Origin of the sequence: Sphingomonas sp., from assembly GCF_035317925.1 — a bacterium.
In the GTDB taxonomy this organism is placed as follows: Bacteria; Pseudomonadota; Alphaproteobacteria; order Sphingomonadales; family Sphingomonadaceae; genus Sphingomonas_I.
Map to the genome: position 1 here is coordinate 1 of NZ_DATHFV010000157.1, position 19,056 is coordinate 19,056.

At 66.2% G+C, this 19,056-nt stretch carries 13 protein-coding genes and 1 pseudogene; 9 read left to right on the forward strand and 5 right to left on the reverse strand.

Annotation, left to right across the window (positions count from 1 at the left end; translation table 11 throughout):
- The 3 genes from VK533_RS11785 to VK533_RS11795 form a co-directional block, all read left to right on the forward strand.
- On the forward strand, positions 1-887 hold an 887-nt coding region (locus VK533_RS11785; protein WP_324377854.1), incomplete at its 5' end, for a GDP-mannose 4,6-dehydratase.
- A gap of 24 nt (positions 888-911) precedes the next feature.
- Positions 912-2,924, forward strand: a complete 2,013-nt coding sequence (locus VK533_RS11790) for a glycosyltransferase family 9 protein (RefSeq protein ID WP_324377855.1) — start codon at positions 912-914, stop codon at positions 2,922-2,924.
- Positions 2,924-6,808, forward strand: coding sequence for a glycosyltransferase (locus VK533_RS11795; RefSeq protein ID WP_324377857.1), 3,885 nt, complete (start codon positions 2,924-2,926; stop codon positions 6,806-6,808). Before VK533_RS11790 ends, VK533_RS11795 begins: the two co-directional genes overlap by 1 nt.
- A 24-nt stretch (positions 6,809-6,832) precedes the next feature.
- On the opposite strand, the gene VK533_RS11800 is transcribed toward VK533_RS11795, so the two are convergent.
- The 5 genes from VK533_RS11800 to VK533_RS11820 form a co-directional block, all read right to left on the reverse strand.
- The gene (locus VK533_RS11800) at positions 6,833-7,282 is read right to left on the reverse strand and encodes a hypothetical protein (protein WP_324377859.1); all 450 of its coding nucleotides are present in this window, start codon (positions 7,280-7,282) and stop codon (positions 6,833-6,835) included.
- Positions 7,272-7,802, reverse strand: coding sequence for a glycosyltransferase family 9 protein (locus tag VK533_RS11805; RefSeq protein WP_324377861.1), 531 nt, complete (start codon positions 7,800-7,802; stop codon positions 7,272-7,274). The genes VK533_RS11800 and VK533_RS11805 overlap by 11 nt, the downstream gene beginning before the upstream one ends.
- Complete coding sequence (locus tag VK533_RS11810; protein ID WP_324377863.1) at positions 7,799-9,259, reverse strand: hypothetical protein; 1,461 nt, start codon at positions 9,257-9,259, stop codon at positions 7,799-7,801. The genes VK533_RS11805 and VK533_RS11810 overlap by 4 nt, the downstream gene beginning before the upstream one ends.
- A gap of 119 nt (positions 9,260-9,378) precedes the next feature.
- Positions 9,379-10,515 carry a polysaccharide biosynthesis/export family protein gene (locus VK533_RS11815; protein WP_324377865.1) on the reverse strand — a complete coding sequence of 379 codons (1,137 nt, stop codon included), beginning with the start codon at positions 10,513-10,515 and terminating at the stop codon, positions 9,379-9,381.
- 109 nt (positions 10,516-10,624) lie between these two features.
- Positions 10,625-11,287, reverse strand: a complete 663-nt coding sequence (locus VK533_RS11820; RefSeq protein WP_324377867.1) for an ABC transporter ATP-binding protein — start codon at positions 11,285-11,287, stop codon at positions 10,625-10,627.
- Between the two features lie 87 nt (positions 11,288-11,374).
- On the opposite strand from VK533_RS11820, the gene VK533_RS11825 reads away from it, so the two are divergent.
- From VK533_RS11825 to VK533_RS11850, 6 genes and pseudogenes are all read left to right on the forward strand, one after another.
- Entirely contained in the window at positions 11,375-12,568 is a 1,194-nt protein-coding gene (locus VK533_RS11825) for a glycosyltransferase family 1 protein (RefSeq protein WP_324377869.1), read from the forward strand.
- Positions 12,565-13,887, forward strand: a complete 1,323-nt coding sequence (locus VK533_RS11830) for a glycosyltransferase family 1 protein (protein WP_324377871.1) — start codon at positions 12,565-12,567, stop codon at positions 13,885-13,887. The genes VK533_RS11825 and VK533_RS11830 overlap by 4 nt, the downstream gene beginning before the upstream one ends.
- 185 nt (positions 13,888-14,072) lie before the next feature.
- The gene (locus tag VK533_RS11835) at positions 14,073-15,599 is read left to right on the forward strand and encodes a TolC family outer membrane protein (RefSeq protein WP_324377873.1); all 1,527 of its coding nucleotides are present in this window, start codon (positions 14,073-14,075) and stop codon (positions 15,597-15,599) included.
- Positions 15,600-15,675: 76 nt separating this feature from the next.
- Positions 15,676-17,442: a type I secretion system permease/ATPase gene (locus VK533_RS11840; protein WP_324377875.1), complete on the forward strand. Its 1,767-nt coding sequence runs from the start codon at positions 15,676-15,678 to the stop codon at positions 17,440-17,442.
- The gene (locus tag VK533_RS11845) at positions 17,439-18,857 is read left to right on the forward strand and encodes an HlyD family type I secretion periplasmic adaptor subunit (RefSeq protein ID WP_324377876.1); all 1,419 of its coding nucleotides are present in this window, start codon (positions 17,439-17,441) and stop codon (positions 18,855-18,857) included. The genes VK533_RS11840 and VK533_RS11845 overlap by 4 nt, the downstream gene beginning before the upstream one ends.
- Positions 18,854-19,056 (forward strand): annotated as a pseudogene (locus VK533_RS11850) (hypothetical protein); the annotation flags it as partial. The gene VK533_RS11845 and the pseudogene VK533_RS11850, both read left to right, overlap by 4 nt.

Genomic DNA, 19,056 nt, shown 5'->3' on the forward strand with positions numbered 1-19,056 from the left:
GCAGGATGAGGCCCGACGCGCGGCTGTTTCTGACGACGCGGATGCCCCGATCCGAATGGCCGGCCGATCACGATTACGTCACCTTCGATCTGGAGGATTCCCACGGCATCGCCTCCGCGATCGCGGAGGTGCGGCCCGATCTGGTCGTTCATCTCGCCGCGCAATCCTCGGTCGGCCAGTCGGCCGTCGCGGCCGCTGCGACCTGGTCGCTTAACCTGTGCGGCAGCCTTGCTCTGGCGCGCGCCCTGGCGACGACGGTTCCCGACTGCACCTTGCTGTTCGTCAGCAGCGTCGAAGTCTACGGCCTGACCTTTACGCACGAAATCGCAACCGAAGCTTCGCCGCTCCGTCCGCAATCGGCCTATGCCCGATCCAAGGCGGCCGCGGAGGCGATGTTCGCCGACGTCCTGCCCCCGCAAGCCCAGCTGATCGTAGTGCGCGCGTCCAACCACAGCGGGCCGGGCCAGACCGATGCGTTCGTGATTCCGGCGTTCGCGGACCAGATCGTCCGCGTCGAACAAGGTGCTGCCTCCGTAATCCGCGTCGGCAATCTCGAGGCGGAGCGCGACTTCCTCGACGTGCGCGATGTCATCGCGGCCTATCTGGAACTGCTGGTGCAAGCGAAGACGCTGCCGCCGCGCAACGTTTTCAACATCGCTTCCGGCACGTCCGTGCGGATCGGCGCGATCCTCGACCGTCTTCGTGCGCTGAGTCCGGTCGAAACCGTGGTACAGCAGGACCCGCAGCGGATGCGGGCGAGTGAGATAGCTCGCGCCGCGGTCGATGCTACGGCGATCGGGCGCGCTATTGGCTGGGCGCCTGCTCATACGCTGGACGACATGCTCGCGAGCGTCCTGGCGGACAGGCGCGGACGCGTAAGCAGCTGATTGTATGCAGGCGAGGACATACCGTTGCTCCCGCGGCTGATACGGACGGTCATCGGGGAGATCCCGTCGCGTTCCCGCGCCGGTGTCGCGCGCCGGCTGATCGTTCGCGCCAACGCGGCGCGCGATGCACGCCAATATCGTGTCGCCGCCGCGCTGTATGAGGAGGCGTTGCGCTTCAATCCCGAAAATGCCCGCATCCGCATCCAGTGCGGCCACATGCTGAAGGATTCGGGCGATCTGGACGGCGCGGAAGAGCAATATGCGCGCGCGGCGATCGATCTGCCGAACGATGCCGATCTCGCGCTGCAGATAGGCCATTTCTACAAGATCGCGGGGCGTCCCGAAAAAGCCGAGGCAAGTTATGCCCGTGCGCTTGCATTGAACCCCGGCTGGCGCGAGGCGGAGCGCGAGTTGGTGTCGGTCGGCGGCGCGGTGGACGGCGCGAGCATCCCGCATGCCGGCCAGGATTGGGTAGTGCCGGAAGTGCTGCCGCGCGGCGATGAAGCTCCACCCGCCGTCGATCGCAATATCCTGCGGCTGTTCCGCTTGGGCGGACGACGCGCGCACAGCCGCTGGGGCGACCTCAAGGTCATGCGCGGGATCGAGGCGATCCGCGGCTATCGGCTCGCGCCCGGCCCGCTCAGCGAAATCCGCCTGCTGATCGACGACAAGCTGGTGCACAGCGAGCCGCTGCAAGCCTATCCGGTCGCGGGCGGAAGCGAGCCGCAAACCAAGTACGTCTTCAATATCTGGCACGATTTCTCGAGTGTCGCGCCCGGCCGCCATGTCATCGAGCTGGCATTTCACGACGCGTCCGGCCGCCGCGTCCGCCGCCATCGCGAGACTATTCTGGTGGCGCCACCGCTGGACGAAGATACGCGCCCCGATTCCGACGCGCTGGTGGCGTTGCCGGCTGAAGCGAGCTCGATCGAAGATGCGATCAATGCCCGGCCCAGCATGGTGCGCACGACCGAACGGCGATTGCTGCCCGATCCGGTTCGCACGATCCTGGTTCAGCGGGTCGATCAACTCGGCGATCTCGTCTGTTCGGTGCCGGCGATCCGGCGGTTGCGCGCCTTGTTTCCGGATGCGCGCCTGATTGGGCTGATGACGTCCGCCAATGCTGTGCTGGCAGAGCAACTTGCGCTGTTCGACGAGGTCGTCGCGATCGACTTTTCCGAGAGCCCGAGCGAGCGGCGGCGCGTGCTGCCACTGGAGGCGCAGGACAGATTGCGGCGCACGCTCGGTCCTTACGCGTTCGATATCGCGATCGATCTTGGTGAGGGCGACGCATCCCGGGCGTTGCTGCTGTTGAGCGGCGCGCGCTTCCTGTATGGTTTCAAGGATCGCCAGTCGCCATGGCTCGACGCCGGGCTGGATTTCAATGTGCACGATCCCGTCAACGGGATCGAGATCGTGCCGCCGTCGCGCAAGATGCTTCTGCTGGTCGAGGGGCTGGGCATCATGGCGCAAGGTCAGGCGAAGCCCCTGGCCAACCCCGATCGTGCCGGCCTTGCCGCGCTCGGGATCGCCGAGGGGCAGCGATACGCCGTGATCCACGCCGGGGCGCGTCTTGCTTATACGCGCTGGCCCTATTTCGCCGATCTGATGCGCATGCTGCTGGAGCGGACGGACCTGAAGATCGTCCTGTTCGCGGACGATATGGCGACGGCCGAGCGCGCGCTGGCCGAAGGCGAGCATTCGACGCGCGTCCATGTGATTGCGGGGCAGCTGGCGTTCGCGCAATTCGACGCGCTGCTGGCGCATTGCGCGCTGTTCGTCGGCAACGATAGCGGACCCAAGCACCTCGCCGCCTTGCGCGGCGCGCCCGTGGTCAGCCTGCATATGGCGCGGCTCAACTGGAGCGAATGGGGCCAAGAAATGACCGGCCGGATCATCAGCCGCCGGGTGCCGTGCGCCGGCTGCGGCATCGGGCTGGACGGGGAAGACTGCGGCAAGGATTTCGCCTGCCTGCGCCATATCCGGCCGGAGGAGGTGTTTGCCGCCGCGCAGGACCTGCTAGAGACCGCCATCTGATGTTGGGCAAGCTGTTCCAGAAACCTACCGCGCGGCGGCTCGGCAATCGCGCGCGCGACAAGGGCCGCTGGGCCGATGCCGTGGGCCATTATCGCCGGCATCTGGAGGAACAGCCGCAGGACTTCGCGATCTGGGTTCAGCTCGGCCACATGCTGACGCAGTTGGCGGATCATCCCGGCGCGGATGCCGCTTACGGCCGCGCCGCCGATATCGATCCCGACGATACCGATCTGCTTCTGTGCTGGGCACGATCGCGCAGGCTGGCCGGCGATCCGGGCCGCGCGCGCGATCTTTACGGCCTGAGCCTCGCTGTCGACGGCAACCCGCACGCCGCGAACGAGCTGGCCGAGATGGACGCGGCGGACGCGATCGCCGCGGCGGCGATCGAAGTGCCGCCCGCACCCATAGCCGCCCCGCCGCCGCCCGCCTGGGCGGCGCGGATCGAGGTGCTCAAACCATTCCGCATGGCGCCCGGCCAGGAAGTCGCTTTGTTCGTCACGCATAGCGCGACCGGACGGATCAAGCCGCACGTCGCGCCTTATCTGAGCGCTTTGACCCAGGCCGGCATGGCGGTCCTGCTGATCGTGGTGACGGACCGCGAGGTAGATATCCCGCATGCGCTGGCCGATCTCGCTGCCGGCGTGATGGTGCGCGAAAATGCGGGCTATGATTTCGCGGCCTGGGCGCATGCGATCCATCTGCATCCCGAAGTCTATGGTGCAGCAACGCTCTATCTGGCTAATGACAGCCTGATCGGCCCGGCCGGCCAAGCCCGCTTCGCCGCGATGCTCGACCGCATCCGCGCGAGCGACGCCGACCTGGTCGGGCTGACCGAGAGCCACGAATATCGCTGGCACGTCCAGACTTTCTTCGTCGCGCTCAAGCCGCGTCTGCTGTCCTCCTGGTGGCTACATGCCTTCTTCGAAAATGTGCGGATCCTGCGCGACAAGGATGCTGTGATCCGTGTTTACGAAGTGCGGTTCGCGGGCGATGTCGAACGCACGGGGCATAGGGTCGAAATCCTGTACCCGAGTCCGCGCGCGGCCAATCCGACCCTCTATGATTGGCGCCGGCTGATCGGGGCGGGCTTTCCGTTCGTGAAGGCATTGCTGGTGCGCGGTCATTTCGCCGAAGCGGATCTGACTGGCTGGCGCGAGGCCCTGGCTGAAGCGGGCTTCGACCTGGACCTGATCGATCAGACGATCGCGGCGAGCGCAGAGGTCGTCCCGGCCGAGGAAGCGGGCACGCTGATCGCGCATCCGCGGCATTTCACGCCGCGGGAAGGCCAGCGGCTCAAGGTCGCCTTTTACGGCCCCTGGAATTACGACAACGGCCTGGGCTTCGCCGCGCGCGGGATAATAGCCGCCCTCCAGCGCAGCGGCGCGCGGGTGAACCTGCATCCGATCAAGAAGCCGTTCCACGTCCACCGCCCGCTCGCACCGGCAGTCGATATCGTCGACTTTGCCGGCGACGCCGACGTCGCGATCGTCCACCTCAACCCCGACAGTTGGTTTCTGCTGACCGACGACCAGCGCCACGCGATCCGCCGCGCCGGCCGCCGCGTCGGCTATTGGGTGTGGGAGATGGGGCACATCCCGCCCGAATGGCGCACCGATTTCAGCTCGGTCGATCGCATCTGGGCGCCGAGCCAATATTGCGCCGATTTATTCGCAGGCGAGGAAGGCGCACGCGTCGACGTCATCCCGCATGCGGTGCCGCTCCCGCCCGCGCAGCCGGTCGATCGCGCGGCCGTGCTGACGCGCTTCGGCGTGCCGGCCGGCCGGCGCGCGATCCTCTATATCTTCGACGGGTCGAGCTATCTCGTCCGCAAGAATCCCCATGCCTTGGTCCGCGCCTTCGCGGCGTCGGGCCTGGGTGATGCGGGTTGGAGCCTGGTGCTCAAGACCAAGCATCTGATGGACCGGCCCGAGGACGGTGCCGCCTTCCGTACGCTCGCCGAAAGCGTTCCCAACGTCATCCTGATCGACCGCAGTCTGCCGACCGGCGGCCTGGAAGAATTGCTGGCAGCGGCTGATATCTATGCCTCGCCGCATTGCTCGGAAGGATTCGGGCTGACGATCGCGGAGGCGATGGCAGCCGGGAAACCGGTGGTCGCGACCGATTTCGGCGGCAGCGCCGACCATCTCGACGTCGCGACCGGCTACCCGGTCAAGGCGCGCCGCTGGCGGCTCGATCGCGATTTCGGCCATTACAAGAAAGACGGCGAATGGGCGCGGATCGACGAGCCGTCTTTGTCGGCGGCGCTCCGGAAAGCCGCCCATGATGTCGAGGCCGGGGACACCGTAAAGGGCGACGCCGCCCGCGCGCGCATCGGCGAACGCCTGTCCTATGACGCCGTCGGCGGCTTGATCGCCGGCAGCTTGCGCGACACCGTGGCGAACCCGTGTTATGGCGCTGCGAACCGGCTGAACATCCGCGCCGCATGTGGCATTCCGGCCGAGCAGGCCGATTTCTCGCCGCATCTCCGGATGGTGCTGTTGGCGCCCGACGGATCGGCCGACGCACAAACGCTCGAACACTGGCGCACCCAGCAGGGCGACTGGATCGCCTTCGCACCGGCAGGGAGCTTCCTTGCGCCGGAATTCTACTTTGCGGCCAACCACTTCTTCGTGCACCGACCCGACGCAGCCATCTTCTATGCCGACGATGTCGCCGCCCGGACCGAGTGGGTGGTCGACCAGATCCGGCTCAAGCCCGAATTCGACCTGACCCTGCTGACCGCGCAGGATTATATCGGCACCCCCGTTTTCGTGCGCGTATCCGCGTTCGAAGAACTGGGCGGACTCAACCCCGACCGGGGCACCGCTGCCATCGCCGACCTGTTGTTCAGGGCCCATGAAGCGGGCCTGTCGATCGCACGGATTCCGAACGTGCTGCTTGCGCATCCTGGCGCGCGGATTCGCGCCACGCGGGACGATTATGCAAGCATGCTGGAAGCTCAGCCCTCGCTTACCGGGATGATCGCGAAGGGCCGTACGCCCGACAGCTTCGCGCTGCTGCGGCCCTTCGACCAGGACATCGCCCCTGCCGTCACCATCGCCGTGCCGACCTGCCGCAGCAAGGTCCGCAACGGCAGAGGCACATATGTCGAACGGCTGCTGGCGGCGATCGCCAAGACCGACTGGCCGATGGACAAGCTAACATTGCTGATCGGCGACGACGTTGCCGGAGAGCCCGCCTGGGCCCGCAAGACATGGCCGTTCGCTTTGCGCAGGATCGAGACCACGCGCCCGTCGGAGGCGCCATTCAACTATGCCGCCAAGATGAACCTGCTGTGGCGTCTGGCCGAAACCGAGCAGATCGTCCTGCTCAACGACGATTGCCTGCCGTCCGATCCCAATTGGCTCAAGGCCTTGATCAGCTTGACGGTCGATCAGAGCGTAGGCGGCGTCGGCGCGCGGCTTCTTTACGATGACGGCCGGCTCCAGCACGCCGGCCTGGCGCCGCACGGGCCCGCCGCCGCCCATGTTTGGCTGTCCCGCAGGGAAGTCGAGGGCACTTATCAGGACTGGGCCTTGGTCCAGCGCGAATGGTCGATGGTGACGGGTGCATTGTTCGCGACGCGGCGGTCGGTGCTGGAAGAGGTCGACGGCTTCGAGGAAAGGTTCAGCCTCGAATTCAACGATACCGATCTCTGCCTGCGCATCCGTGCGCTCGGCTATCGCATCGTCTGCACACCGATGGCCGAGATGGTGCATAGCGAAAAGGCGTCACGCGGCGAGCGGCTGCCGCCGGGCGACGATATGGCTTTGTTCCTGTCCCGCTGGAGAAGCTGGTTCGATACCGATCCGGCCTGGCATCCGAATCTGCGCCGTGACTCTCTCGAAGTACAGCCTGCCATCGGACCTGCCTGGTATCTCTAGGCCGGTTCGTGCGCCGACCGGGCGTCAGTCGCCGAGCGGAAGGCGCTCGGCCACGGCCGCCAACGACTGCCGCAGCTGATCCACGTCCCAGCGGTGCTGGGCGGAGAATCCTTCCAGGTGCAAACGCAGCTTTTCGATCCGCTCGTCGCGATCCATCGCCTCGCGTAACGCGATCAGGCCGGCCTCGGTCTGTTCGGAGCGCGCACGCAACTCCGCGCTCAATAGCTCGATCATCCCCCGCAGTTCGGCCGCCTGCCCCCGCGCTTCGGCAATTGCGGCGCGATCCGCATCCCGGTCGGCCCGGACCGCCTCGCGGTCGGCCTGCGCCGCATCCCGTTCGGCCTGAACCGCCTCGCGGTCTACCCGGACCATGTCGGCCAGCGTAGCGATCGCTGTGCGCAGCGCATCGGTTTCATTTTGCATCGCCGCGCGCACGCGCCGCTCGACCCAGCCGGCAGGAGGTTCATGCGACATCGGCAAATAGCTCCCCGGGTGCGTGGTTGATAAGCCGCGAAGTGGTTTCGAACACCGCGTCCGGTGTGATCTGTTCAAGGCAGGCCAGCCCGTACGGACAATGGGCGGCATGATGGAAATGGCAGGGCGAGCAGGCGATGGCGCGCGACAGCGTGACGACATGGCTGCCAAGCGGCCGCCATTCCAGCCGCTGGTGTGCTCCGCCGAACACGCACACGGTCGGCACGCCTTCGAAGGCCGCGAGATGGGCGATGCCCGAATTGTTACCGATCACGCACGCGGCCGACCGGATCAGATCGGCCGTGTCTTCCAAGCCGCCGCGGCCGCAATCGTTGACCACCCGGTTCGGATCGAACGGGCGCACGATCTCCCGCGTCCGGATCGCCTGACTGGGCGCGCCGACCACACGAACCAGGCCATCCCATTCCGCCACCAATCGCGCGATCAGCGCGCGGTAGTGCGCAGCCGGCCAATCGCGAATATCGCTGTTCGAAAAGGGCGCGACGACGATGTGGCTCATCGCGCGTCGCTCCGCGCGGCGCGCGGGGCGGTGCCGTTCAGCCGCATCGCCACCAGCTCCACCAAAAGGGAGAGATATTCGGACTGATGGAGCGTGGCCGCTGCACCCTGCTTGATCAGCCTACCGCCATAAAAACGGAAATCCACCACAGGTTCGCCGCCGACGGTCCACAGACGGAATTCGAACTGGGCCGCTTTGTCGGCGACGGTGAAGGGTACGTGCACATCGGAACGCCCGTCGAACACGCCGTACGCGATGCGCCGCGTATCGATCGCGATGTCGTAAGCCAACAACCCTGCCTGCGTGAAATCGGCGTCGAGGAAGGGCTGGAACAGATAATCGCCCGGCATCAGGTTGCGATACGGCCCCCAGGTCAAGACCTGCGGCCCGTTCTCCGCCGCAAAACCATCGCAGCCAATCTGGAACGGGCTGCGCTCGCCAGTACCCAGTACGAAGAATTCCCCTACGCCGATGTCCATCGACCATGCATGATCGACAGCGTCCGAGGCCGGATCAAGCGGCAGGAATATGTCGAGGAAGGGATACGCGCCGCGATGGCCGATCCCCGCTTTATGGTCGGCGTCGACATTGCGCAGCAGTAGGCGCGTGTCGCCGAAGGTGCGCAGGTCGATCGCGAGATCGTAGTGCTGTATTATGAGCGCATCGAACTGCGCCAGCCTGGCTCCGATATCGACACCCACCTCGCCAGTGTTGCGCGGGAAAGCTTCGAAAATCAGCAATTCGTCGGCGATGCCGATCCGCCGGGCGAGCCCCGCATTCCATTCGGCCACCACCAAAGTGATATGGGCGTCCGGAAAATGCGCCCGAACCGCGCGCATCGCCGGCGCCGCCATGACGAAATCCCCAAGATGGTCGAGCTTGAGCAGCAAGATGCGCTGCACACTACCGGCCGCCATCGTCTCCGCCCGGGTCCGCAGCGGTTCGAACGCATAGTCAGGCGGCGGCGCCGCAGCGGGCTTCGGCGGCGCCAGGTCCCAGGCGGGCGGCGCAATCCGCTCGATCACGAGCGCGATATCATGCTGCCCCGTCGGCGGTGTCGCGCGATCGAGCGCATAATCGTAACCGCCGTCGCGATCGGCGAGCCAGCGCAGGCGATAGCTGTTGGGGGCGAGCGCCTCTTCGACCTCGCTCAACAGAGAAGCTGGCGTGTAGAGCCGTTGCTGGCGCGGCCGCCGGGGCGGCGGCAACCGATCCTGCCGCGCGTCGAGAAAGGCGTGCGGAACAGTCAGCACCAGCACGCCGCCGACCGTCAGCAGGCCGAACCAGCGTTGCAGCGCACCGCGATAATCGCGTTCGTCCTGCAGGCATTCGGGCGCATGGACCACGGCCTGCGAACCGTCCGCGGCCGTGATTTCGCCCGCCAGATCGAGCCGGGGATGCGCCGCGAGAAAACTTTCCAGCACGCCGTCGGATCGGGCTTCGGGCGAACCTGTCATGTCCGGCGCTCGATCAATCTTCCTTGGCGGCAATGTCCGATCCTCGAGCGCCGTTGCGCGCCGCGCCCGAGCGCTTAACCCAGGTTGGGCTGGAAATCGAGATTGTGCCCCGTCCGTCCCTATCGCGTCACCGCCCGCGCGGCGACGAACGGCGAGAAGAGCTGGTTGATGATGTTGACCATCTTGGCCGGGCGGTTGGCGGCGGCATTGGCGATATAGATCACGTCCTTGTCGCGCACCGCGAAGCGCTGCGCCAGGAAGTAGCTCGCCGGCTGCAACATGTTCAGCCGATAGATAATGGGACGCTCCGTCCCACCGGGCGCCGCCGGATCGTAGCGGAACAGGAACACTGCCGACGGATCCGCGACCGAGTCGGTCGGGCCGCCGGCCCGCGCCACGGCTTCGGCCAGCGATACCTCGCCGGTTTCGAAGTCGGTCTGCTCGACCTTGCCGGTGGCACCCAGCGAGATGAAGCTGCGCGGCCGCTTGAGCAGTTCGACGCGATCGCCCGGAACCAGCATCAGATCGTCCGCGGCCCCGGCCCGGATCCGGCCCAGCCGTTCCTCCAGGAACTGGCTGCCGCGATTGAAGCGCACGACCGTATCTTCGGCACTGTTGGTGGCGCCGCCCGCCAGCGCGATCGCGTCCAGCAGCCGTTCCGATTGCAGCGTCAAATTATAGCGGCCGGGCTGGTGGACATCGCCGGCAACGTAGACGGTGCTGGAAATATTCTGTTTGATCGACACCAGGGCCTGCGGCGTCTGGGATTTTCCCTTCAGGCCGCGCACGATCATCGCCTCGATCTCGGTCGTGCTGTGCCCTGCCACGTTCAAACGGCCGACATAGGGCAAGGTGATCGTGCCATCGCGGTCGACAATCACCTCCGGAAAGGTTTCCGCCCGCGCCGACGGGTCGGCCACGCCGCCGCTATCGGCGGACGAGCCGAACAGCGACACGCCGACTTCGTAGATCCCGATAGAAAGCAGATCGCCTGGCCCGACAACGTCGTTGCGGCCATCGCGGGCGAGGCTCGAGAGGGTCGGCTGCGCGGCGTCGGCTGCGGCATCGCGCGCAACGATCTGCTGGAGCAAAGGCCCGTCGATATCGACGATCTTGAAGCCAAGCTGGTTCTGATCCTGGGTGCCGCGCCTGATCTCGCTCGCGGTCGGGCCGCTTGACGGCAGGGATGCACAGCCGGCCAGCAGGGCCAGGCCTGAAAGCGCGCCGAGCGCGCGAGCACGGGGGGAAGGCGTCATCGAAAACGCAGTGATGTTCAAAAGAGATCTCTTCAGGATAGGCCTATGTCCGCCGAACGGGCGCAAGCATGTTTGAAACGAGCCTAGTCAGTTGACGGCACGACTGCAATCAGGCGGCGCGCATCTGCAGCCGGTGGTGAACCTCGCTCGCCTCGTCGATCGTGTCGAAGAAGACGAGCGTGCCGCCGTAGACCACCGCGCCGCGCGTGCAAAATTGGCGCAAGGTGCCCGGATCGTGGCTGATCATCACCAGGGTCGCATTGTCGCGGCGATGGAGCAGAGCCTCTTCGCAGCGCACGCGGAAGCGCTCGTCGCCCGCACCGGTGACCTCATCCACCAGATAGCAGTCGAAATCGATCGCGAGGCTGATGCCGAACGCGAGGCGCGCGGTCATGCCCGCCGAATAGGTATGGATCGGTTGATGGAGATAAGGCCCGAGCTGCGCGAAATCCTCGACGAAATCGAGCAACTGCGCCTCGTCCATATTATAGATGCGCGCGATGAAGCGGGCATTGTCGGCGCCGGTCAGGCTCGACTGGAAGCAGCTCGCATAGCCGATCGGCCAGGATGTCGACATGGTGCGGATGATGCTGCCGCTGGTCGGCTGCTCGACACCCGCGATCAGCCGCATCAGCGTGGATTTGCCCGCGCCGTTCGCGCCGCAAATGCCGATGCTCTCGCCAGGCTCGATCTTGAAGTTCAGATCGGTAAAGACGTGCTTCTCGAACTTGCGGATGTGATAGGTTTTGCTGACGTTCTGGAACTCGATCATGCAGTCTCGGTCCTCAAGCCCCTCACCGGGCCGATGGCGGTCGATCCATTGACGGCGGCTGAATGCCCGGCGCACGCTCCCTAACGCATGCCGACCGAACCGCAAAATCCCGCCGACACTTTGGGCACGCTACGGCTGTGCATGGATGCCCGCATGCTCGCCAGCGCGGGCGGCACGGGGGTGAGCAGCTATGCGCGCCAGCTCCAGCGTGCGCATGAAGCGATCGGCGAAAACCATGCGTTGCTGAGCGACCGCCCCGCTCTGGATGAGCCCGCGCCCGCGTCGTTCGGCCGCGCCGGCCGCTGGCTGCGCGCGCTGGTTCCCGGCGTGCGCGAGGCCCGGCCGCTCGCCGGCGTGGAACGATTGCTGTTCGCGCCCGACGTCTTTCGCGTGGCGCAGGTCTATTTCGACGTGCATCGCAGCCCCTTGCCGGTGCGCATGCCGGGGCCGCCCGGAATCATGCACTGGACCTATCCGGTTCCGCTCGCCGTGGTCGGCTGGCACAACCTCTATACCGTTCACGACGTCATCCCCCTGCTCCATCCCGACCTCACCCATATCGATGCCAGGCGCTATCGCCGCCTGCTCGACCGGCTGGCGGAATGCGCGGCCCGCTTCATCGCGGTGTCGGAAACGGCGCGCGGCGAGATCGTGCGGGCGACCGGCTGCCCACCCGGCTTCGTGGTCGATTGCAGCCTCGCGGTCGACGCCACACCCACCTGCGCGTTCGACCTACCGCCCGGCATTATGCCCGGCCAATTCCTGCTCGCCTGCGGCACGGTCGAGAAACGCAAGAATCTGGCCCGACTGCTTGAGGCCTATCGCCAGAGCAAGGTCGCGATGCCGCTCATTGTCGCCGGCCCGGACGGCTGGGGCGCGGACGATATTGCCGGCCTGGTTGCGGCGACCCCCGGCGCGGTCCGCCTGCCCTATCTCGACCGCGCGGCGATGCGCGCGCTGATCGGCCATGCTCGCGCCTTGATCATGCCGTCGCTTGCGGAAGGCTTCGGCTTGCCGGTGGCGGAGGCGATGGCGCTGCACACGCCGGTCGCGGCGTCGGACCGCGGGGCGCTGGCCGAGACCGCCGGCGGGGCGGCGCTGGCGGTCGATCCGGAGGACGTCGCGAGCCTCGCCACGGCGCTTCGCCGCCTTGCCACCGACGATGCGCTTTGCTCAGCACTTGCCGCCGCCGGGCAAATCAATGCCGATCGATTCGCCCCGCCGCGCTTCGCGGAAAGATTGACGCGCGCTTATGCCGCCGTGATGGCGGATGCATCATGATCAAGTTCGACGTCGGCATCGATGGTTATAATCTCGCTTTGCCGAACGGCACCGGCGTTGCGACCTATGGTCATGTCCTGACCGATACGCTGCGCGGCGGCGGGCACCGGGTAACCGGCCTGTTCGGGGTCGACGCCGGCCCGGACGCGGACATGCGCGAGGTACTGTTCTACGACCGGCTCGGCCAGGTGCCGCCGACGCCGCAGCTGCGCCGCAAGCGCAGCCGGCGCATCCTGCGCGCGGCGCTGCGCCCATTCCATACCCGCCGGATGGAGGAGGTCACGCCGAGCGGCCGTATCGAGACTGGCAATCTCGCCGAGCGCCTGCCCGTGTTCGACCGGCTGACGACCACGCCGAACCTGTTCGAGATCGCGCACCGCCATTTCAATATCTACAGGCGCTTCCTGCGGCTGCGAATAGAACAGCCGCCGGCGATCATGCACTGGACCTATCCGCTGCCGATCACGCTGGAGGGCGCGGCCAACATCTATACCTTCCACGATCTGGTGCCGCTGCGGCTGCCCTACACCACGCTCGACGCAAAACGCGCCTATCGCGACCTGCTTGCCGCCTGCACGCGCCAGGCGGCACATATCTGCACCGTGTCGGAGACGAGCCGGGCCGATATCATTGCCGAATTCGGCCTGGATCCGAACTGCGTCACCAATTGCTATCAGGCCTCGCCGCTCTCCGCGCCGGACAGCGATCGGGATGATGACGCCGCGATGATCGAGAATATCTTCGGCCTGCCGCATCGGGGCTATTTCCTGCATTTCGGCGCGATCGAGCCGAAGAAGAATATCGGCCGCCTGCTCGAAGCCTATCTCGCGACCGGCGTATCCGCGCCGCTGGTGCTGACGGGTGGACGGGGCTGGCAGGCACAGGAGGAATTGCGCCTGCTCGTCCCCGAAGACGAAGCCGACACCGTCCATGGCCGCCGCATGGCCGAACGCGTGCGCCGGCTCGAGCATCTTCCCCGACCGCTGCTTGCGCGGCTGATCCGGGGCGCGCGCGCGGTGCTGTTTCCCTCGATTCACGAAGGCTTCGGCCTGCCCGTGCTGGAGGCAATGCAGCTCGGCACGCCCGTGTTGACCTCGTCCAGCGGCGCACTGGCTGAAATAGCCGGCGATGCCGCGGTGCAGGTCGATCCTTATGACGTCGCCGCCATCGCCGCGGGTATCAGGGCGCTCGATGCCGATGCCGGCTTGCGCGATCGTATGGCGGCGGCTGGACCGAATGCCGCGGCGCGCTTCTCGACCGAGGCTTATAGCGCGCGGCTGGAGGCGATGTATGCGCGTGTCGCCGGCACAATCGGTTGAGAGCCGATCGGCTCATCGCGGCCGCAATTGACTCTCGGTCACGCCTGTCTATTTAGCGCCGCCCGTCGAGCACCCATAGGGTGGGCTTGGGCCGCGGAAATTTCAGAGTGATTCCAATACGTAATCGCGCATCCCTGCCGAATAGCCTGGCCGGCCGCCTCGCGTGCGCCGCTTTGGCCTTGTGCTTGCCTGTTTCAGCCTGGGCGGAGACGCTCGCCGATGCGGTCGCGGCGGCTTATGATCGCAATCCACAGCTCGTCCAGCAGCGCTATCTCCAGAAGGCGCGCGACGAGCAATATGTGCAGGCCCGCAGCCAATATGGACCCAGCGTAACCGCGGAGACGCAGGGTACGCACGCCTATGAATGGGAGGGCGCTCTACACGGGCCCGCAGATCAGCAGCAAACGACGCTTCAGGTTCAGCAGCCGCTCTATACGTCCGGCCGCCTGCGCGGTCAGCTGGCTGCCGCCCAGGCCGGCCTGATGGGAGGCCGGGAGCAGCTCCGCCTGATCGAAGAGCAGGTCGTCCAGGATGTGATCCAGGTCTATGCGGGGGTGCTTCGCGATGAGGCCCGTGTCGAGATCGGGCGCGAAAATGTCGAAATCCTGCGCGGCCAGCTCCGCCAGAACGCCAAGCGTCAACAGGTCGGCGACGTCACGCTGACCGACGTCGCCCAGTCGGATGCCCGCCTTGCCGCGGCCGAACTCCAGATGGCGACGCTCGACGCCGATCTCGCCGTGTCGCGCGGGCAATTTCTCGAAATCGTCGGCCACAATCCCGGCCAGCTCGATCCATTGCCGCAACTGGGCACCCTGCCGCCGACGATCGATGCCGCCTTCGATCTGGCCGAACAGAACAACCCCAATCTGCATATCGCGCAATATACCGAATCCCAGTCGAGTGCGAACGCGGCGGCGACGCGCGGATCGGGCGGGCCGACCATCTCTGCCTTCGGCCAGGGCATATCTCGCAACAACACGCTCTTAAGCGTTGGTGGCAGGAGCGCGCTGAAGGAGGCCGTGGCCGGCTTCACGATCAGCCAGCCGCTGTTCTCAAGCGGTCTGATCCATTCGCAGGTTCGGGAAGCCGACGCGCGCAATCGGGCCGATCAGGCGGGCATCGACATTGCCCGCCGCTCTGTCATGCAATCCGTGACCAGTGCGTGGGTCCAGCTCTCGGCCTCGCGCGTCGCAGTCACGACCGGCCAGAGGCAGGTCGACTCCGCGCAACAGGCCTTTGCCGGCATGAGCTGCGAGGAATTGAACGGCCTGCGCGAACCGATCGAGACACTCAACGCCGAAGAAGAATTGCAGTCGGCCGAGCTCCAGCTCGTCCAGAACCGCTTCCAGGTCTACGTCTCGCACGCGGCTTTGCTGGCAGCGACCGGCGAACTTAGTGCGCAGCAGATCGCGGAAAACATCACGGTCTATGATCCGGAGGCCTATTTCCGCCATGTCCGCTATGCCGGCACGACGCCGCTCGAGTTCGTCGCGCGCGGCCTCGACCGGATCGGGTCGGCGAGCCCGCGCGGTCCGTTCTCGACCGATCTGGCCGGCGGCAATGTGCCGCATCCGGAGAATTCGGGCCCGCTCGCGCCCGCGCCGGGTCGCGCGCTGATGAACAAGCCGCTCACGCCGATCACCGAAAGCCGGCTCAGGCTGCCTAACGGTGACACCGCGCGGTGCCCCCTTAACGATATCCGGCCGCACTGAATGTCCGGCCGACAGCCCATTTGCGAGAAGTTGATGCTTTTCTTCCGCGTCGCTCTTGCCCAAGGATCGTACTGACATGGCGACTAGACCATCCTCCGGCGGCAGCCATCCGATCCCCAGCCCGCTCGCGCGCGCAATCCGGCTCGGCCTCGCGCCGATGGGCTTCGCGGCGCTGTTCAGCCTGATCTCGAACCTGCTCTATCTGGCGCTGCCGATCTACACCAACCAGATCTACAGCCGCGTCATTACCAGCCAGTCGGGCTCGACCTTGTTCATCCTGTCGGCCGGCTGCGCCTTCGTGTTCCTCGTCTCGGCGATCATCGATCATTACCGCCAGCAGGTGCTCAGCGGCTTCGGTGTGGTGTTCGACCAGCAATTGGCGAGCCGCACTTTCGCCGCCCTGTTCGATGCCGTTGTACGCCGCCGCGGCACACGCTCCCAGGCGCTGCGCGACCTCGATTCGGTGCGTCAGGCGATCGGCGGTCAGGCGATCGGCATATTGTTCGACCTGCCGTGGATGCCGCTTTTTCTGCTGATCCTGTTCATCATCGACCCGATGATCGGAACGGTCACATTGCTCGGCGGCGTCGCTCTGGTGGTGCTCGCCTTCCTGCAGGACCGCGCCACCCACAGCAAGATCAAGGAAGCGAGCGAAGCCGCGATCCAGAATTACAGCTTCACCGACGCGGCGCTCCGCAACGGCGAAGTGGTGCGCGCGCTGGGCATGCTGCCGACGATCGGGCGTCAGTGGGCGCGCAGCCGCTACATCTCGGTCGCATCGGGATCGGAGGCTTCGTCGCGCGGCGCCTTCTATTCGGGTGCGATCCGGTTCGTCCGCATGCTGATCCAGATCCTGATCATCGCGGTCGGCGCCTGGCTGGTGGTGGAACGCACGATCCCATCGGGCCTGCTGTTCGCCAATATGATCCTGGCGTCGCGCGCGCTGGCGCCGTTGGAGCGTGTCGTCGGATCGTGGAAGCAATTGGTCGAAGCGCGCGAGGCCTATAAGCGCCTCGACCGGATGCTGTGCGAGTATGAGCCGCCCGAACCGGTGACCAAGCTTCCGAGCCCCAATGGCGCGCTGAGCGTCGAAAACGTCAGCTTCGCGCCGTTCGGTGCGCCCGCGCTCGTCCTGGTCAATCTGAACGTCCGCATCGAGCCGGGCGATTTCGTCGGCATCATCGGCCCTTCGGGTGCGGGCAAATCCACCCTTGCTCGTCTGCTGGTGGGCATCTGGAAGCCGAACACCGGCACCGTCCGTCTCGATGGTGCGGATGTCTATACCTGGGATCGCGAGGATTTCGGCCGCAACGTCGCCTATCAGCCGCAGGACACCGAATTGTTCGCGGGCACGGTGCGCGACAATATCGCCCGCTTTCTGGCCGACGCGACCGACGAACAGGTCGTCGCGGCCGCGAAGATGGCGGACGCGCACGAGCTGATCCTGCGCCTGCCCAAGGGCTATGAGACCGATCTCGGCGAAGCCGGTGCGGTGCTTTCGGCGGGTCAGCGCCAACGCGTCGGCCTTGCCCGCACCTTGTTCGGCGATCCCAAGCTGATCATCCTCGACGAGCCCAACGCCAATCTCGATCCGGACGGCGAAGCGGCGTTAATGGCCGCGCTCCGCCGCGCCAAGGAACGCGGCGCCACGATCGTGCTGATCTCGCACAAGCCCGCGGCGTTCGCGATGGCCGACAAGATCATCCTGCTCATGAACGGCCAGATTGCCGATTATGGGCCGCGCGATCGGGTGCTCGCCCGCTTCATGCCCAAGAAACCCCAGCCCGCCGCCAAGCCCCAGGAGCCGGAGCAGCCCGCCAAACTGACGGAGGTCGGCTCGTGAGCCGGTTCGGAGAAATCGTCCGCCAGATCCGTGGCGAGCCCGCGGTCCCGGCCGATCCTCAACCCGGTTTCAGCGAGCTGGATCAGGGCGAGAGCGAGATCATCCGGCTGCGCCTGCGCCGGCCGATCGTCGGCGGAACGGTGGTCGTGGTCGTGCTGGTCGTCGGGTTGTTCCTGTGGGCCTTGCTGGCCCACATCAAGGGCGCGATCGTCGCGCCCGCTTCGGTTCGGGTCGAGGGCAACAGCAAGGTCATCAAGCACCGCGATGGCGGCATCATCCGGCACATCTTCGTGCGCGAAGGGCAATTCGTGCACCGTGGTCAGGTGTTGCTCCAGATGGATCCCGTCCAGGTCCAGTCCAATGTCGATGTGTGGCAGGCGCAATATTACACGTCGCTGGCCGACATCGCCCGATACCAGGCGCAGCAGGCCGGCTCGATGGACATTCATTTCCCGGCCGAACTTCTCGCCCACCAGTCGGACCCGCAGGTCGCGGCCTTGCTCGCCGGCGAGCGCGCGCTCCATACCTCGACCATGATGCTGTACAGCAGCCAGGGCAGCGTGTTGCGCAGCCAGGCGCAGCAGCTCCAGATCCAGATCCAGGGCATGCGCGCCCAGATGACGTCGGTCGACATCCAGTCGGGCTCGATCGCCGACGAGCTTGGCGGCGTGCGCGAGCTGAACCAGCTTGGCTATGCGCCCAAGACGCGCGTCACATCGCTGGAACGCGGCGCGGCGCAGCTCAAGGGCCAGAGGGGTTCGATCCAGTCCGATATCGCACGCGCGCAGCAATCGATCGGCAGCGTCAGCATCCAGGTCGCGCAGCTCGAGGAGAAGCGCCAGGGCGAGGCCGCCAACGGCATTCGCCAGGCCCAGGACAAATTGGCCGAAGCCGCGCCTAAACTGCGGGCCGTGTCCGAATCGCTGTTCGAGACGACGGTCCGCGCGCCGGCGGACGGCTATGTGTTCAATCTGACCCAGTTCACCGAAGGCGGCGTCGCCGGACCCGGCGAGCGCCTGCTCGACATCGTGCCGACCGGAACCGCGCTGGTGCTCAACGCCCACGTCAAGCCGAACGACATCGCCGAAGTCCATCTCGGCATGCCGGCGCGCGTCACGCTGACCGCGTACAATCCGCGCACGACCCCGCCGATCGACGGCCGCGTGACCGCGGTGGCGCCCGACGCGACGATGGACGACCCGACCCAGGCCGGGGCGGCCGGCCAATCGCGCGAGGCCTATTACCTCGTGCAGATCAAGGTCGATCCGGCCCAGCTCACCAGGAGCGGCAGTGACGTCCACATGACGCCGGGCATGCAGGCTTCGGTCAGCATCATCACCGGATCGCGCACGATCATGGATTATCTGCTTGGTCCGATGACCGACGCGATGCGCACGGCGCTGCGCGAAAAGTGAGAGAGGCCGACGCCGGCAAGCGCGTCGGCTTCCTCATCGCCGGCGTACAGAAGGCGGGCACCACCGCGCTGCACGATTATCTGTCGGAACTGCCCGCGCTCGAATTGCCCCCCGTGAAGGAAGCCCATTTCTTCGACAACGAAGAGCGCGTCGACTGGCAGGCGCCCGATTACAGCCCCTATCATGCGTTGTTCGCCGA

Excerpts from the sequence above, each read along its gene's own strand:
- VK533_RS11795 (WP_324377857.1), top strand. The coding sequence starts at position 2,924 with ATGTTGGGCAAGCTGTTCCAGAAACCTACCGCGCGGCGGCTCGGCAAT.
- VK533_RS11820 (WP_324377867.1), bottom strand. The coding sequence starts at position 11,287 with ATGATCGAGTTCCAGAACGTCAGCAAAACCTATCACATCCGCAAGTTC.
- VK533_RS11825 (WP_324377869.1), top strand. The coding sequence starts at position 11,375 with ATGCCGACCGAACCGCAAAATCCCGCCGACACTTTGGGCACGCTACGG.
- VK533_RS11800 (WP_324377859.1), bottom strand. The coding sequence starts at position 7,282 with ATGTCGCATGAACCTCCTGCCGGCTGGGTCGAGCGGCGCGTGCGCGCG.
- VK533_RS11840 (WP_324377875.1), top strand. The coding sequence starts at position 15,676 with ATGGCGACTAGACCATCCTCCGGCGGCAGCCATCCGATCCCCAGCCCG.
- VK533_RS11830 (WP_324377871.1), top strand. The coding sequence starts at position 12,565 with ATGATCAAGTTCGACGTCGGCATCGATGGTTATAATCTCGCTTTGCCG.
- VK533_RS11805 (WP_324377861.1), bottom strand. The coding sequence starts at position 7,802 with ATGAGCCACATCGTCGTCGCGCCCTTTTCGAACAGCGATATTCGCGAT.
- VK533_RS11815 (WP_324377865.1), bottom strand. The coding sequence starts at position 10,515 with ATGACGCCTTCCCCCCGTGCTCGCGCGCTCGGCGCGCTTTCAGGCCTG.
- VK533_RS11810 (WP_324377863.1), bottom strand. The coding sequence starts at position 9,259 with ATGACAGGTTCGCCCGAAGCCCGATCCGACGGCGTGCTGGAAAGTTTT.